Genomic DNA, 13,979 nt, shown 5'->3' on the forward strand with positions numbered 1-13,979 from the left:
CCATCTAGCAATCGCCCCCCCGCGACCCTAAAGCCGAGCGCATGATCTCGGTTGCCACATGGAACATCAATTCGGTCCGCCTCCGGGCCGATCAGGTCGAACGCTTTTTGTTGCAGGAGGCGCCCGATGTGTTGTGCCTGCAGGAGATCAAGACGCCGGAGAACCTGTTCCCGCACGAGGTCTTCGAAAAGCTGGGCTACACCCACCGCGCGATCCACGGGCAGAAGGGCTATCACGGCGTCGCCACCGTCAGCCGCATCCCCTTCCGCGATTTCAGCAAGCATGACTGGCAGGACAATGGCGAGGCCCGGCACATCGGCGTTGAACTGCTTGGGCCGGGCAACGGCCTGATCATCGAGAACGTCTATATCCCCGCAGGCGGCGATGTGGCCGACCGCGAGGTGAACGCCAAGTTCGGCCAGAAACTCGATTTCCTCGAACGCATGACCCGCTGGGCCGAAAAGATCGAGCGCCCCACGCTGATCGTCGGCGATTTCAACATCGCCCCGCTCGAATGCGACGTCTACAACCACAAGGCCCTGCTCAAGGTCGTCAGCCACACCCCGCTTGAGGTCGAGACGCTGCAACGCTTCGCCGATGCCCACGGCTGGGTGGACCTTGGCCGCAAGCACATCCCCGCGCCGGAGCGCAACTATTCGTGGTGGTCCTACCGCTCGTATTGGCGCGCGAAGGATCAGGGCCGCCGTCTCGACCACATGTGGGCCTCGCCCGAAGCCGCCGCGCAAACGCGCGGCCACCGCTTTGTGGAGGAAACCCGCAAGTGGGAGCAGCCTTCCGACCATATCCCGCTGATCACCGAGCTGGATCTGTGAGCGAGTCGCGGAACGTTGCGAGGGCGCTGGACGCCCTGCGCCACGGCTGGGCGATCCGCGTGACCGGCACAAACGGCGCGCTGGACCTGCTCCCTGCCGAAACCGCCTACGTCCAGCCCGGCATCTACGCCGCGCGCCTGCTCATCTCCGCCGCCCGCGCCGCCACGCTGAAGCTTGCCAACCAGCGCGATGCCGCCGTGCCCGAAGCCCCCGTGATGATCCACGGCGCAGAACCCTTCAGCCTCTCTGCCGCGCGCAACCTCGCCGATCCGGCCGCAGACCTGCGCAGCCCCTTGCGCGGCCCGTTCAAGGCCGATCCCATCGAGGCTTACGACGCCGCCACCGCCGCGATGGACATGGCGCGGCTGGCAGGCATCCTCCCCGCCTTCCTCATCTCCACCGGCGTCGACATCGCAGCGGAAGTCTCCACCGCCGATCTCGCCGCGTTCAAAGACCCGCTCAACCTTTCGATCCAGGCCCGCGCTCGCCTGCCTGTCCACGCCTGCGAACACGCCGAAATCATCGCCTTCCGCGCACGCGATGACTTGCGCGAACACGTCGCCCTCGTCCTCGGCACACAGACCAGCGAGCGCACGCCGCTCGTCCGCCTGCACAGCGAATGCCTGACGGGCGACGTCCTCGGCAGCCTCAAATGCGATTGCGGCCCCCAGCTTGACGCAGCGCTCGCCCACATGGCCGAAGAAGCCAACACCGGCGGCTGGGGCGTGCTGCTCTACCTGCGACAGGAAGGCCGCGGCATCGGCCTCATCAACAAGCTGCGCGCCTACGAATTGCAGGATCAGGGCTTCGATACGGTAGACGCCAACGAGCGCCTAGGCCTGCCCAGCGAAGCGCGCGATTTCCCGGTGGCCGCGCGCATGCTCGATCTGCTCGGCATTTCCTCGCTGCGCCTGCTCACCAACAACCCGCAAAAGGTCGCCACGCTGCAAGGCCTCGGCCTCGATGTGACGGAGCGCGTCGCCCACCAACTCCCCGCCAACCCGCACAACCAGCGCTATCTGGAAACCAAGCGCGACCGGACGGGCCATCTCCTGCGCTGAGGGCGAGGACCGAAGCCCCCGCCCTAACACCTCACACCGGCGCACCCGCCACGGCCAGCAGCACCAGCGCCGCCACCACAGCGGCAAACACCAGCGCGCGCACCATGTCTTTCACGGTGAACCGGTCGACATGCTCGGCGCGGAACTTGCGGTATCCCCGCTCCGCCGCCGGATTGCTGGCCACCAGCGCCACATCCAGCGCGCTGGCCTCGCTTCTGAACCAGTTGACCAGCAGCGCCCGTTCTTCAGGCGTAACATCGGGAAAGGCGGCAAGCAGCGCTTCGACATGGGCGCGGCGCGCATCCACTGCCGAGGCAATCGTAGAACTCTTTGACATGATGAATGTCCTGACATGCGTTTCAACAGCGCCCGCAGGCGCAGCGGCAGGTCAGGAAATCGGCGGTGCCCTCGGTGCAGGCCGCAACAGCAGCGGCGCGGGCGCAGGTGGCGCGGTCTGCGGCGGCCAGAAATGCGCGCCCCGCTCCAGCACCGGCACGGCAGGCGCAAGCACGGCCACAGGCCCTGGCGGAGCGACCGGTACCATCGCCCGCTGCACCTGCAGCTTGCGTTCCGGCGCGACGGCCATATCTACGGTAGCCGCGCTGAACGCCGATCCACTGCGCGCCTGCAAAGGTGCCTCGAACGGCACCGTGGCATGCGTCAGCACGGTCAGGGCCAGCAACAGCGCCCAGATCCGCCCGGCAAAGTTCAGGGAAAGACGGCTCAACACCCCGCTAAAATAAGCGCGACAGCACCCAAAAACAACCTCAGCGCTTCTCGAACTTGGTCAGCCCGCTGCCCAGTGTGTTGGCCCCGATGGACAGCGCATCACCCGACCAGTCGGCCACGAACACCGATCCCCAGCGCACTCCCGGCGCGAACCGCGCATCGTTGCCGCTGACCAGCAGCCCGGCCGAGCTGTGCGCCCGCCCCTCTGCCGCCACCGCGATGAACGCGCTGTGGTTTTCCTTGTCCGGTCCCTGCACAAAGGCATTGTCGGTAATCCGCCCAGCTGCGCCAGCAGACAGGTCGATCATGTAGTTGGTGGTCTTGCCCGCGCTATCGTCAAAGCTGGATTGCGAAACGTCCACCCGTGCGGCGCGGGTCTTCACGTAGTGCCCGCCGCGCCCCGCTTCAAACCGGCTGCGGCGAATGGTCACGCTGCCATATTCGCCGAAATAGACCGAATGCGCGCACGAAAGCCCCCGATCACACCGGCCCAGCCGGGTGAACGTCGATTGTTCGATCAGCACCGCCCCGGTCGGATCGTCTGCAGACAGAATGCCCTGCTCGCTGTCGCGGAACCACGATTGTCGCACGGTCAGATTGCCGCGCTCCAGCCGGATCCCTGCGCCATTGGCATCGGGCACGCGCACATTCTGAAAGATCAGGCCTTCCACCCGCGTTGAGCGCCCGCGCACCACCAGCGTCGCCTTGCCTTCACAGGCCGCGCCGTCGAACACCGTTTGCCCCGGCACTTGCGCCACGAAGCCCACGTCGCCCCCGCCCTGCACCGCGCAATCGCGGTAGACACCCGGCTCGATCTGCACCGTGCCCGAACCATCACCGATGGAAGTCACCGCCTCCTGCAACGCCGCAAAGCTGCGACCGGTTTCCAGCACGGTATAAGGCGTCCGCTGGCCCCCTTGCGCGAACAGCGCGCTCGCCGGAATAGCGGCCACCACCGCTACCCCCAGCAGGAGTGCGGCAAGGCGCTGGCCACGATGGCGGCGCTCACGAAGGGCAAAAGGGTTCATCATCCGCATATCCGCTCCCAACATCCTTTATGCTGAGATAGCGCGAAATGATTGACAGGCCCTTGCGTTCCAGTTCCTGCCCTTTGGGACGGCTCACTCCTTGGGCGGTCGCCCTCGCCGCACCGGCTCCGCCGCCGCCAGTTTTACCCCGCGTCGTGCCAAAGCCTCGCGCAAAAGCACTTCAATCTGGGCATTCGCTGATCGCAAGTCAGCCCCCGCCGTGCGCTCGATCGCGGCGAACAGCGCCGGATCGATGCGCAGCGGGAACGCCTTCTTGGTTGCCGCAGCCATTCGTCCTGCCTTACTGGTACAGCGTACCGGCGTTCAGCACCGGCTGCGCATCGCGCTCACCACACAGCACCACCATCAGGTTCGATACCATCGCCGCGCGGCGCTCATCGTCCAGTTCCACCACGTTCTTTTCCGAAAGCTGGGTCAGCGCCATTTCCACCATCGAAACCGCGCCTTCCACCAGCTTCTTGCGCGCAGAAATCACCGCTTCGGCCTGCTGGCGGCGCAGCATCGCGCCCGCAATTTCAGGGGCATAGGCAAGGTGCGTCAGCCCGCATTCGTCCACCGTGATCCCCGCCAGCACCAGCCGCGCGTTCAGTTCGGTGCGCAGTTCGGCGTTGATCTGATCGTGGTGGCTACGCAGCGTCACTTCCTGATGCTCAATATCGTCATAGGGATAGCGCGAACCGATAGACCGCACCGCGCTTTCGATCTGCACGAACACGAACGCCTTGTAATCGTCCACATCGAACAGCGCCTGCGCCGTGTCCGAAACGCGCCACACCACGTTGGCCGCAATCTCGATGGGATTGCCGCGCAGGTCGTTCACTTTGAGCTTTTCGGAAACCACATTGTTGGCACGCACTGAAATCTTGGTCTTGCTCATCCACGGCCACACCCAGCGCAGCCCGTGGTTGCGGTCCGTGCCGCGATAGGCTCCGAACAGCCCGATGGCCGCCGCCTGATTGGGCTGGATCATGTAGAACCCCGATGCGATCAGCACGATCAGCACCGGCCCGATGAAGATGGTGGAGAGGAACCCAAGCACTTCGGACTCCGCCGGCTGGCTCCCGGCAAAACCCAGCACCCGCGCCCCGGTCAACACCACCAGCGCAATCAACGCGATCAGCATGGCATAACCGTTGGCCGCCCAGGCCCCGGTTTCCCTGCTTGCCGAATGTGTCCGCGAATCAGCCATCGAACCTACCCCTCTAAATCTGATATCACTTTAATATCAAATCGGGAGTTGGCGGCAAGCCGGAAAGGTGCCCACCCCCAACCCCTCCCGCTTGCGGGAGGGGAGTTGTCAGAGTCGCTTCCGCCCTCCCGCAGGCGGGGGGGGGGGGCGGCGAGACTTACGGTACGCCGTGAAGTTAGTCGCAGCGGGGTAGGCACCACGCCTCAAACAAACCCCCTTGCAATCCAGAACGAATCGCTCCAAATTATCGGAGCGGACCGGGCCCCTCTGGCGCGGCGCTTTCGCCCATGTGTGAAAAGCGCCTCGTGATGTCGGACCGCATCGGGTGATGCCGATGCTTTGGGTCCGGGTGTTGTTCCCCCCTTCTTCCGGACCTTCGGGTCAAAAGTGCGGCATCCCTGATCGAACGCCACTGCTTTCGAAGGGTTACCTTGATGTCTGACCGTTACTTCCACTTGCTCGAACGTCACCAGAAACTCGACGCTGCACTGCGCATGGCGCGTGACCCGTTCGATGTCCTGCGCCTGCACCGGCTCAAGCAGGCGGTAAAAGCCCGCCTCGCCCACCTCTTCCTGCGCCGCCCCGAAGCGGCTCTGGCAACAGTCTGAAATAGAGGAACCCTGCTGCCTGCCGAAGCATTCGGGAGGCGGCGGGGTGCGGAGACGATAGATGGAATTCCTTTTTGCAGACTGGCTGGGCACGCCAGCGTGGTTCTGGCTCGCCTTCATCGGCCTCGTCGTCGCGCTTACCGCGTTCGACCTTGGCGTCCTCCACAAAGAGGACAAGGCGATGGGCATTGGCGAATCGCTGCGGCTGACTGCGTTTTATATCACCATCGCGCTGGCCTTCGGCGCGTGGGTCTGGGCCGAAAAGGGCGCGGACCTTGGCATGAAGTATTACACCGGGTTCTTCATCGAAAAGGCGCTGTCTATCGACAATGTCTTCGTGATCAGCCTGATCTTCACTTTCTTCGCCATCCCCCCAAAGTATCAGTACCGCGCCCTGTTATGGGGCATCGTTGCGGTCATCTTCCTGCGCGGCGCGATGATTGCGGGCGGCGCGGCCCTGGTCGAACAGGCCTATTGGGTGCTCTATATCTTCGCCGCATTCCTCGTGTTCACCGGCATCAAGATGTTCTTTGCCAACGATCATGACCCGGACATCGGCAACAACCCGGTCGTCCGCTGGATCAGCCGCCACATGCGCGTGACCAAGGAACTGCACGATCAGCACTTCTTCGTGAAAGTGCCCGATGAAAAGACCGGCAAGCTGGTCAACGCCGCCACCCCGCTGTTCCTCGCGCTGGTGGTGATCAACCTTGCCGATCTCGTCTTCGCGGTGGATTCGGTGCCCGCAATCTTCGCGATCACCACAGACACCTTCATCGTCTACACCTCGAACATCATGGCCATCCTTGGCCTGCGCGCCCTCTACTTCGCGCTGGCCGCGATGATCGACCGCTTCGCCTACCTCAAGTATGCGCTGGCCGCCGTGCTGGTGTTCATCGGCAGCAAGATCTTCGTCACCGACTTCCTCCTCGGCGGCGACAAGTTCCCCCCGGCGCTCAGCCTTGGGATAACCTTCGCGATCATCGCAGGCGGCGTGGCATTCTCGCTATGGAAGACCCGCGGCATGCCGCTGCACGACCCTGAAGAACCGATTGCACCGGGCACCGTGAACTGACGGTTCAAACCACCTTTCGTCATTCCCGCGCAGGCGGGAATCCAACAACAAAAGACTCGCAGCAACGCACTGGATCCCCGCCTGCGCGGGGATGACGAAACGGCGGGGCTCAAAACTGCCGCAAAACCTCCAGAAACCGGTCGCCATAGGCCTCCAGCTTCCGAGACCCCACCCCGCCGATCTGCCCCAGATCCGCCAGCGTGGAAGGCCGCGAGGCTGCCATCTCGCGCAGCACCGAATCGTGGAACACCACATAGGGCGGCACGCCAGCCTCGCGCGCCAGATCGCGGCGCAGCGCGCGCAGGGCATCGAACACCGGATCGCCCACGGGGTTGAGCGCCGCCCCGGTGCCACCCCGCGCGCGTCTGCCCGAACGCGGCTCCTTCTTCGGCGCCAGCACCAGCGGCACCTCGGCCTCACCCTTCAGGATCGCCCGCGCCTCACCGCCCAGCGCCAGCCCGCCATGCTCGGTCGCCACCAGCGCGCCCCGCGCCTGCAATGCCCGCGCCAAGGGCCGGAGCAGCGGCGCTTCGTCTGCCGTCACGATCCCGAACACCGAAAGCTGGTCATGCCCCCGCTGCGTTACCCGCTCGTCGGCCACGCCGGTCAGCACTTTCTCCACATAGCCAAAGCCGAACGATTGCCCGGTGCGATAGACGGCAGACAGCAGCTTGCGCGCCACCTCGGTCGCATCGGTGACCCCCGGCGCATTCAGGCAATTGTCGCAATTCCCGCAGGACGGCGGCGGATTCTCGCCAAAGTGGCGCAGCAGCAGCGCACGGCGGCAGTGCGGCGTTTCCACCAGCCCCGCCAGCGCATCGATCCGCACCCGCTCCCCGGCGCGGCGGTGCTCTTCCACTTCGGCAATCCGCTGCCGCGCCCGTACGAAATCCTCCGCGCCCCACAGCATCACCGCCACCGAAGGATCGCCGTCGCGCCCGGCTCGGCCGGTTTCCTGATAATAGCCCTCGATGCTCTTGGGGCAGGCGGCATGGGCCACAAAGCGCACGTCGGGCTTGTCGATCCCCATGCCGAAGGCGACCGTCGCCACCATCACCATGTCTTCGGAATCCACAAACGCCGCCTGATTGGCCGCGCGCACCGCCGCATCCAGCCCCGCATGATAGGGCCGCACCGGCCTGCCGCTAGCGCCCAACTGGTTCGCCAGCTTCTCCACTTGCGCGCGCGTCGGGGCATAGACGATGCCGGGGCCGGGGTTCTCGGCCATCACCGTCATCAACTGCCGCAGCGGGTTGTCACGCGGGACGATGGCGTAGCGGATGTTGGGCCGGTCGAACCCCGCAACGATCAGCCCTTCTTCAGGAATGCCCAACTGCGTCAGGATATCCGCGCGCGTGTGCCGGTCCGCCGTGGCCGTCAAAGCAAGGCGCGGCACGTCGGGGAATGCGTCCATCAGCGGGCGCAAGAGCCTGTAATCGGGGCGGAAATCGTGGCCCCATTCGGACACGCAATGCGCCTCATCAATGGCAAACATCGCCACCCGGCCCCGGCGCAGCATCTCCAGGAAATGCGGCTGGCTGGCCCGCTCCGGCGCGACATAGAGCAGGTCGAGATCGTCCGACAGGAACCGCTCGATGGTCTGCCCCCGGTCCAGATCCACGCTGGTCAGCGTGGCGGCGCGGATGCCGTTGGCAGTTGCGCTGCGCAACTGGTCATGCATCAGCGCAATCAGCGGCGAGACGACAACACAGCACCCCGGCTGCATCACCGCAGGCAACTGATATGTCAGTGATTTTCCCGCGCCGGTGGGCATGACCGCCAAGGTCGAGCGCCCCGCCAGCACCCGCTCCACCACATCGGCCTGCACTCCCCGGAACGCGGAGAATCCAAACACCGCGTGGAGACGGTCGAGCACATCGGAAGGCGAAAAATCGAGGGCGGTAAGGGTCACGCCCCCGCTATGGCAGATCGCGCGGCGTCATTCCACGCCCACGATCACATGAAGGCGGCTGATGCGGCTGGTGACGATCTTCCAGCCATCGGCCTCGCGCCGGTAGGTTTCGTGGTAGTGGCCCATGCCGTGGAGGAAGGGCTTGCCGTCTGCGTCCCAGATCTGGTCCTCCATCGCGATCACCCCGCGTGCATCGTTTTCGCCAAGCAATTCAATCTCATGGCAATGTCCGTGGTGGACGGTCCGCAAGGGCGCGACGGCGGCTTCGACGAAAGCGGCGATCGTGTCTCCGCCCGAATGGACCCAGTTGGCGGCATCTTCGGCTGGTTCGATCGAGAGCGAACAGGAGGCATCAAACACCGCATCGTCGGCGAACACCTTTCGCAATCCAACAAAGTCCTTGGTGTCCATGCAGCGGAAATAGCGGGCCTTCAGCTGCTTGATTTCCTCAATGGCGCTCAGGCGCGAAATGGGGTCGATTTCAGGCATCTCGGCGGCTCTCCGGTGCGTTTAGGTGCGGCTAGGTGCATCTAGGTGCATCTAGGTGCACTTCAGAAACACCCTGTTCAAATGCCCCAAAAACGCCACTGTCACTTGTGCGAGAGGTCGAGCTGCTTCAGCTTCGGCGTGACCATCGGCACGGTCAGCATCGTGCTCAACACCGCCATCAGCAGCAGCGCGGTAAACGTCTCGTTGGTGACGATGCCCTTGTCCAACAGGACGTTGACGAAGATGATCATGATGAGCGCCTTCGTCTGCAACAGCCAGCCGATGATCGACGCCTCCCCCTTTGCCCAGCCCAGAATCCGGCCCGCGATGCGCACACCCACCAGCTTTCCCGCGACCGAGGCAGCAAGGAACAGGAACGCCGCGCCGAACACCGCCACGCCGCCCACGTCCCATTTGGTGCGCAAACCGGTGGAGAGGAAGAACACCGGCATCACGGCGAGGAGCAGGAACTGGCGGAAACCATCGAGCCGATCGCGCGAGAACCAATGCGCATCAAGGACCGCGCCCGCAAGGAACGCGCCGACCATGAAGTGCAGGCCCGACCAGTCCGCCGCAAAGCCCACGGCGGCGAGCCAGACCAACGAGACATGCCAGCGGTCATTCTCCTCAAGCCGCCGGAACAGCGCGCGCACGGCCCATGAGGCGAGCGAAAAGGCGACAAGGAAGATCGCCTGCCGCCCCACCCGCTCCCAATCGACGAGGATCAACGCCAGCACGCCCCAGATCGCGATGTCATCGAGGCTGGCATAGCGCAGGATGCGCTGGCCGAGCGGTTGGCGGAAGATGTCGAGCTTTTCCATCAGCAGCACGAGGATCGGCAGCGCGGTGACCGCGCAGGCCATGCCGATACCAAGCACGGCCTGAGCATACGTGCCGTTCCGCCCGATCCAGCCGGGCGTCTGCAGAAGCAGTGCAGCGGCAGCAGCGCCGAACACCAGCGGCGTGACCAGCGCGCCCGCCGCTGTGATGGCGGTTTCGCGCCGGTTGGCCCAGGCGTCCGATATGTCGAGTTCCAGCCCGGCCACGAACACGAACATCATCACCGCCCACCATGCGATGCCGTTCAGCGATCCGATGACCTGCGGGTTGAACACGAAGGCGTAGTATTCGGGGAAAGCAGCGCCCAGCACGCCCGGCCCGAGCAAAATGCCGCCGACGATCTGCACCACCACCAGCGGTGCCCAGTAATCGGTGCGCAGCAAGCGCCATGCAAGGTAGGGTACGGCGAGGATGATCGTCAGCGCAATCAGGAAGATTTCGGTGGTGCCCATTGCCTGCGTCATGCCGCGCAGGCTCTGCCAAGGCAAGCCGCGCCAAAAATGGGTTACCGCTTAACCATCCCTAGGCTCCGGCAAGGTGCGCGGGAGCAGCTTAAGCGCGCCTTGTCCTTCACCTGACAGCTTGTGGACATGGCGGGCAGTCCGCCGTGTACGGAGATCTGCGATGGGCTTTGAGATGCGTGACAGCTTCGTGCGCCGTGAAGAATGCAAGGCGGCGTGGGAAAGCGAAGTGGAGTTTGCCGAAATGGCGCGGGTGCTGAAAGCGCTGGCTGCAGAGCTGGGGCAGGATACCGAAGCGGCGCTGGGCGAACTGGCGCATCACGGGCTTGGCGCAGCGCTGGGCGTGCTGGCGGGGCAAGCTGAAGTGCCGGACGTGGAGGCCGATTATCTTCAGCGGCGGGCACAATCGCGGGTTGCGGCCAGTCGGTTGCAGTAGGCCGCTTCCCAAGACCAGTGCGCCCCCGCGCAGGCGGGGGTCTCAGGAGGTTTACGCTAGCGTTCCGCAACAACACCGAGGCCCCCGCCTTCGCGGGGGAGCAGTTATCGTGTTGGAGAGGAAGAAGCAGAAGGCACCACCCCCAGCCCCCTCCGTGTAAGAGGAGGGGGCTTTGGTGCGTCAATCCAGGTTCGGCCTCAGCCAGCGTTCCATCACGGGCAGGTCCATGCCGCGACGGCCTGCATATTCTTCCAACTGATCGCGCCCGATGGTGGCGACGCCGAAGTACTGGCTTTCGGGGTGGGCGAAGTAGAAGCCCGACACCGCCGAAGTGGGCAGCATGGCCTGCGATTCGGTCAGCGTGATGCCTGCCGTGTTGGTCGCATCGAGCAGATCGAACAGGATCGGCTTGAGCGTATGGTCCGGGCACGCGGGATAACCGGGCGCGGGGCGGATGCCGCGATATTGTTCGCGGATCAGCGCTTCATTGGTCAGCTGTTCGCCGGGGGCATAAGCCCAGAGCGTGGTGCGGACATACTGGTGCAGCCTTTCGGCAAAGGCTTCGGCGAAACGATCTGCCAGCGCTTTGAGCAGGATGTCCGAATAGTCGTCGTTGTCCGCCTTGAAGCGGGCGAGGTGTTCGTCGATGCCGTGGATGCCGACAGCGAAACCGCCGATCCAGTCACCTTCTGGGTCGATGAAATCGGCGAGTGAGAAGTTCGCGCGGCCACGGCTCTTGATGAACTGCTGGCGCAGGAACGGCAGGCGGACCGAGAGTTCATCGTCGTTGGGGTGGATCACCACATCGTCGCCATGACGGGCGCAGGGCCAGAACTGGGCGACGCCCTTGGCCGTGAGCCACTTTTCGCTGATGATCTTTTCGAGCATCACCTTGGCATCGGCATAAAGGCTGCGTGCCGATTCCCCGATCACTTCGTCTTCCAGGATCGACGGCCAGGTGCCGGCCAGTTCCCAAGCGCGGAAGAACGGCGTCCAGTCGAAGCAATCGACCAGATCATCAAGGCTCCAGTCATCAAACACATGACGGCCCGGCTGTTCGGGCGGCGGGGCCTTTTCCGAAAAATCGGGCGCAAAGGCGTTGAGACGCGCATCTTCGAGGCTGAGCAGCTTTGACGCGCCCTTGCCCGCGCGGGCATCGCGCACGTGCTGGTATTCCGCCGCCGTGGCCTTGATGAAAGGATCGGCCTGCGTATCGGACAGCAGTTGCGAGGCGACGCCGACTGCGCGGCTGGCATCGAGCACGTGGACGACCGGACCGTCATACGCCTGATCGATGCGCAGCGCGGTGTGGACCTTGCTGGTGGTGGCCCCGCCGATCAGCAGCGGAATGCTCATCCCGGCGCGCTTCATTTCTTCGGCCACGGTGACCATTTCATCGAGCGACGGCGTGATCAGGCCGGACAGGCCGATGATATCGACGCCTTCCTTCTGCGCGGTGTCGAGGATCGTCGACCACGGCACCATCACGCCAAGGTCCAGCACCTCATAGCCGTTGCATTGCAGGACCACGCCGACGATGTTCTTGCCGATATCGTGAACGTCACCCTTGACCGTGGCCATGATGATCTTGCCCTTGGCCTTGGCACCGGGCTGCTTGGCAGCTTCGATGAAAGGGATGAGGTGGGCCACGGCCTTCTTCATCACGCGGGCCGATTTCACCACCTGCGGCAGGAACATCTTGCCCGATCCGAACAGGTCACCGACCGTGTTCATGCCTTCCATCAGCGGGCCTTCGATCACTTCGATCGGACGTCCACCGCGTGCGTCGATCATCGCGCGGGCTTCTTCGGTATCCTCGACAACGTAAGCGTCGATGCCCTTGACCAGCGCATGTTCAAGGCGGCGGACAACGTCCCAGCCGCGCCATTCCTCGGCGGCCTTTTCGGCGACGACGTCCTTGCCCTTGTAGCTTTCGGCCAGTTCGATCAGACGCTCGGTGGCGGTCTGTTCGCCTTCGGCCACCTTGCGGCGGTTGAGCACGACGTCTTCACAGGCTTCACGCAGCACCGGGTCGATCTGGTCGTAGATATCGAGCTGACCAGCGTTGACGATGGCCATGTCCATGCCCGCCGGGATCGCGTGGTAGAGGAACACCGAGTGCATCGCGCGGCGCACGATTTCGTTGCCACGGAAGCTGAACGAGAGGTTCGAGAGGCCGCCCGAGATGTGGACGTGCGGGCAGCGCGCCTTGATCTCACGCGTGGCTTCGATGAAATCGAGGCCGTAATTGTCATGCTCTTCGATGCCGGTGGCGACGGCGAAGACGTTGGGATCGAAGATGATGTCTTCGGGCGGGAAGCCCATGCCGACGAGCAGCTTGTAGGCGCGCTCGCAGATTTCGACCTTGCGCTCCTTGGTGTCGGCCTGACCCTTTTCGTCGAACGCCATGATCACGGCGGCAGCGCCATAGTCCATGCATTTGCGGGCGTGGGTGAGGAAGGCTTCCTCGCCTTCCTTCATGGAGATCGAATTGACGATGGGCTTGCCCGATACGCACTTCAGGCCCGCTTCGATGACGTCCCACTTGGAGCTGTCGATCATCACCGGCACGCGGGCGATGTCAGGCTCGGCGGCGATCAGCTTAAGATAGGTGGTCATCGCCTCGACCGCGTCGAGCAGGCCCTCGTCCATGTTGACGTCGATCACCTGCGCGCCGTTTTCGACCTGCTGGCGCGCCACTTCGACGGCCTTGGGGTAATCGCCCGCAAGGATCAGCTTCTTGAAGGCGGCAGAGCCGGTGACGTTGGTGCGTTCGCCGACGTTGACGAAGCGGGAGCCGGATGGGGCAGAGGCGGTGGTGTTCATTTTCTACTCCCCCCTCCCGCAAGCGGGAGGGGTCGGGGGTGGGTTCTTTTTCTCTGGAGTGAGCGCTGTGGTGCTGCCCACCCCTAACCCCTCCCGCTTGCGGGAGGGGGACGAAATCAGGCCGCCATGATAAACGGTTCGAGGCCTGCGAGGCATGTGACTGTTGCGGGCACGGCCATCTTGCGGGCGGGCAAGCCCTGCACCGCCTGCGCCATTGCCGCGATGTGTGCGGGCGTGGAACCGCAGCAGCCGCCGAGGATGTTGACCTGTCCGTGGTCAGCCCATTCCTTGACGAGGCCTGCGGTGGTGGCGGGCATTTCGTCGTATTCGCCCAGTTCGTTGGGGAGGCCGGCGTTGGGATAGACCATGATCAGCGTGTCGGCGATTTCGGACAGCGTTTTTACGTGCGGGCGCAGCTGGGTGGCACCGAACGAGCAGTTGAGACCGATGGTGAGCGGCTTGGCATGGCGG

General features: G+C 64.2%; 15 protein-coding genes. 5 read left to right on the forward strand and 10 right to left on the reverse strand.

What is annotated here, in order from left to right; genetic code table 11:
* The first annotated feature begins 41 nt into the window (after positions 1-41).
* Both Q8R81_RS04090 and ribA read left to right on the forward strand, forming a co-directional pair.
* Complete coding sequence (locus Q8R81_RS04090) at positions 42-833, forward strand: exodeoxyribonuclease III (RefSeq protein WP_305616174.1); 792 nt, start codon at positions 42-44, stop codon at positions 831-833.
* Complete coding sequence (gene ribA, locus Q8R81_RS04095) at positions 830-1,894, forward strand: GTP cyclohydrolase II (RefSeq protein WP_305616175.1); 1,065 nt, start codon at positions 830-832, stop codon at positions 1,892-1,894. The genes Q8R81_RS04090 and ribA overlap by 4 nt, the downstream gene beginning before the upstream one ends.
* Before the next feature lie 31 nt (positions 1,895-1,925).
* Here ribA and Q8R81_RS04100 read toward each other — a convergent pair whose 3' ends face one another.
* From Q8R81_RS04100 to Q8R81_RS04120, 5 genes are all read right to left on the reverse strand, one after another.
* Positions 1,926-2,231, reverse strand: coding sequence for a hypothetical protein (locus tag Q8R81_RS04100; RefSeq protein WP_305616176.1), 306 nt, complete (start codon positions 2,229-2,231; stop codon positions 1,926-1,928).
* A gap of 51 nt (positions 2,232-2,282) precedes the next feature.
* Positions 2,283-2,621: a hypothetical protein gene (locus Q8R81_RS04105; RefSeq protein ID WP_305616177.1), complete on the reverse strand. Its 339-nt coding sequence runs from the start codon at positions 2,619-2,621 to the stop codon at positions 2,283-2,285.
* A gap of 40 nt (positions 2,622-2,661) precedes the next feature.
* Entirely contained in the window at positions 2,662-3,660 is a 999-nt protein-coding gene (locus Q8R81_RS04110; RefSeq protein ID WP_305616178.1) for a right-handed parallel beta-helix repeat-containing protein, read from the reverse strand.
* Positions 3,661-3,744: 84 nt separating this feature from the next.
* The gene (locus tag Q8R81_RS04115; protein WP_305616179.1) at positions 3,745-3,942 is read right to left on the reverse strand and encodes a toxin-antitoxin system HicB family antitoxin; all 198 of its coding nucleotides are present in this window, start codon (positions 3,940-3,942) and stop codon (positions 3,745-3,747) included.
* A gap of 10 nt (positions 3,943-3,952) precedes the next feature.
* Positions 3,953-4,861, reverse strand: a complete 909-nt coding sequence (locus tag Q8R81_RS04120; protein WP_305616180.1) for an SPFH domain-containing protein — start codon at positions 4,859-4,861, stop codon at positions 3,953-3,955.
* A gap of 434 nt (positions 4,862-5,295) precedes the next feature.
* Here Q8R81_RS04120 and Q8R81_RS04125 point away from each other — a divergent pair, with 434 nt between their 5' ends.
* Both Q8R81_RS04125 and Q8R81_RS04130 read left to right on the forward strand, forming a co-directional pair.
* Complete coding sequence (locus Q8R81_RS04125) at positions 5,296-5,469, forward strand: DUF465 domain-containing protein (RefSeq protein ID WP_305616181.1); 174 nt, start codon at positions 5,296-5,298, stop codon at positions 5,467-5,469.
* Positions 5,470-5,530: 61 nt separating this feature from the next.
* A complete protein-coding gene (locus Q8R81_RS04130; protein ID WP_305616182.1) occupies positions 5,531-6,544 on the forward strand; it encodes a TerC family protein in 1,014 nt (337 codons plus the stop codon).
* Between the two features lie 109 nt (positions 6,545-6,653).
* Here Q8R81_RS04130 and recQ read toward each other — a convergent pair whose 3' ends face one another.
* The 3 genes from recQ to Q8R81_RS04145 form a co-directional block, all read right to left on the reverse strand.
* The gene (recQ, locus tag Q8R81_RS04135; protein ID WP_305616183.1) at positions 6,654-8,456 is read right to left on the reverse strand and encodes a DNA helicase RecQ; all 1,803 of its coding nucleotides are present in this window, start codon (positions 8,454-8,456) and stop codon (positions 6,654-6,656) included.
* Between the two features lie 27 nt (positions 8,457-8,483).
* Entirely contained in the window at positions 8,484-8,945 is a 462-nt protein-coding gene (locus tag Q8R81_RS04140; protein ID WP_305616184.1) for a nuclear transport factor 2 family protein, read from the reverse strand.
* A gap of 101 nt (positions 8,946-9,046) precedes the next feature.
* Positions 9,047-10,237: a cation:proton antiporter gene (locus tag Q8R81_RS04145; RefSeq protein ID WP_305616185.1), complete on the reverse strand. Its 1,191-nt coding sequence runs from the start codon at positions 10,235-10,237 to the stop codon at positions 9,047-9,049.
* A 172-nt stretch (positions 10,238-10,409) separates the two neighbouring features.
* On the opposite strand from Q8R81_RS04145, the gene Q8R81_RS04150 reads away from it, so the two are divergent.
* Complete coding sequence (locus Q8R81_RS04150; RefSeq protein WP_305616186.1) at positions 10,410-10,682, forward strand: hypothetical protein; 273 nt, start codon at positions 10,410-10,412, stop codon at positions 10,680-10,682.
* Positions 10,683-10,862: 180 nt separating this feature from the next.
* On the opposite strand, the gene metH is transcribed toward Q8R81_RS04150, so the two are convergent.
* Together metH and Q8R81_RS04160 are read right to left on the reverse strand one after the other, a co-directional pair.
* Positions 10,863-13,508 carry a methionine synthase gene (metH, locus tag Q8R81_RS04155; protein WP_305616187.1) on the reverse strand — a complete coding sequence of 882 codons (2,646 nt, stop codon included), beginning with the start codon at positions 13,506-13,508 and terminating at the stop codon, positions 10,863-10,865.
* A gap of 116 nt (positions 13,509-13,624) precedes the next feature.
* On the reverse strand, positions 13,625-13,979 hold a 355-nt coding region (locus Q8R81_RS04160), incomplete at its 5' end, for a homocysteine S-methyltransferase family protein (RefSeq protein ID WP_305616188.1).

Origin of the sequence: Novosphingobium sp. (assembly GCF_030696665.1) — a bacterium.
Lineage (GTDB): Bacteria > Pseudomonadota > Alphaproteobacteria > Sphingomonadales > Sphingomonadaceae > Novosphingobium.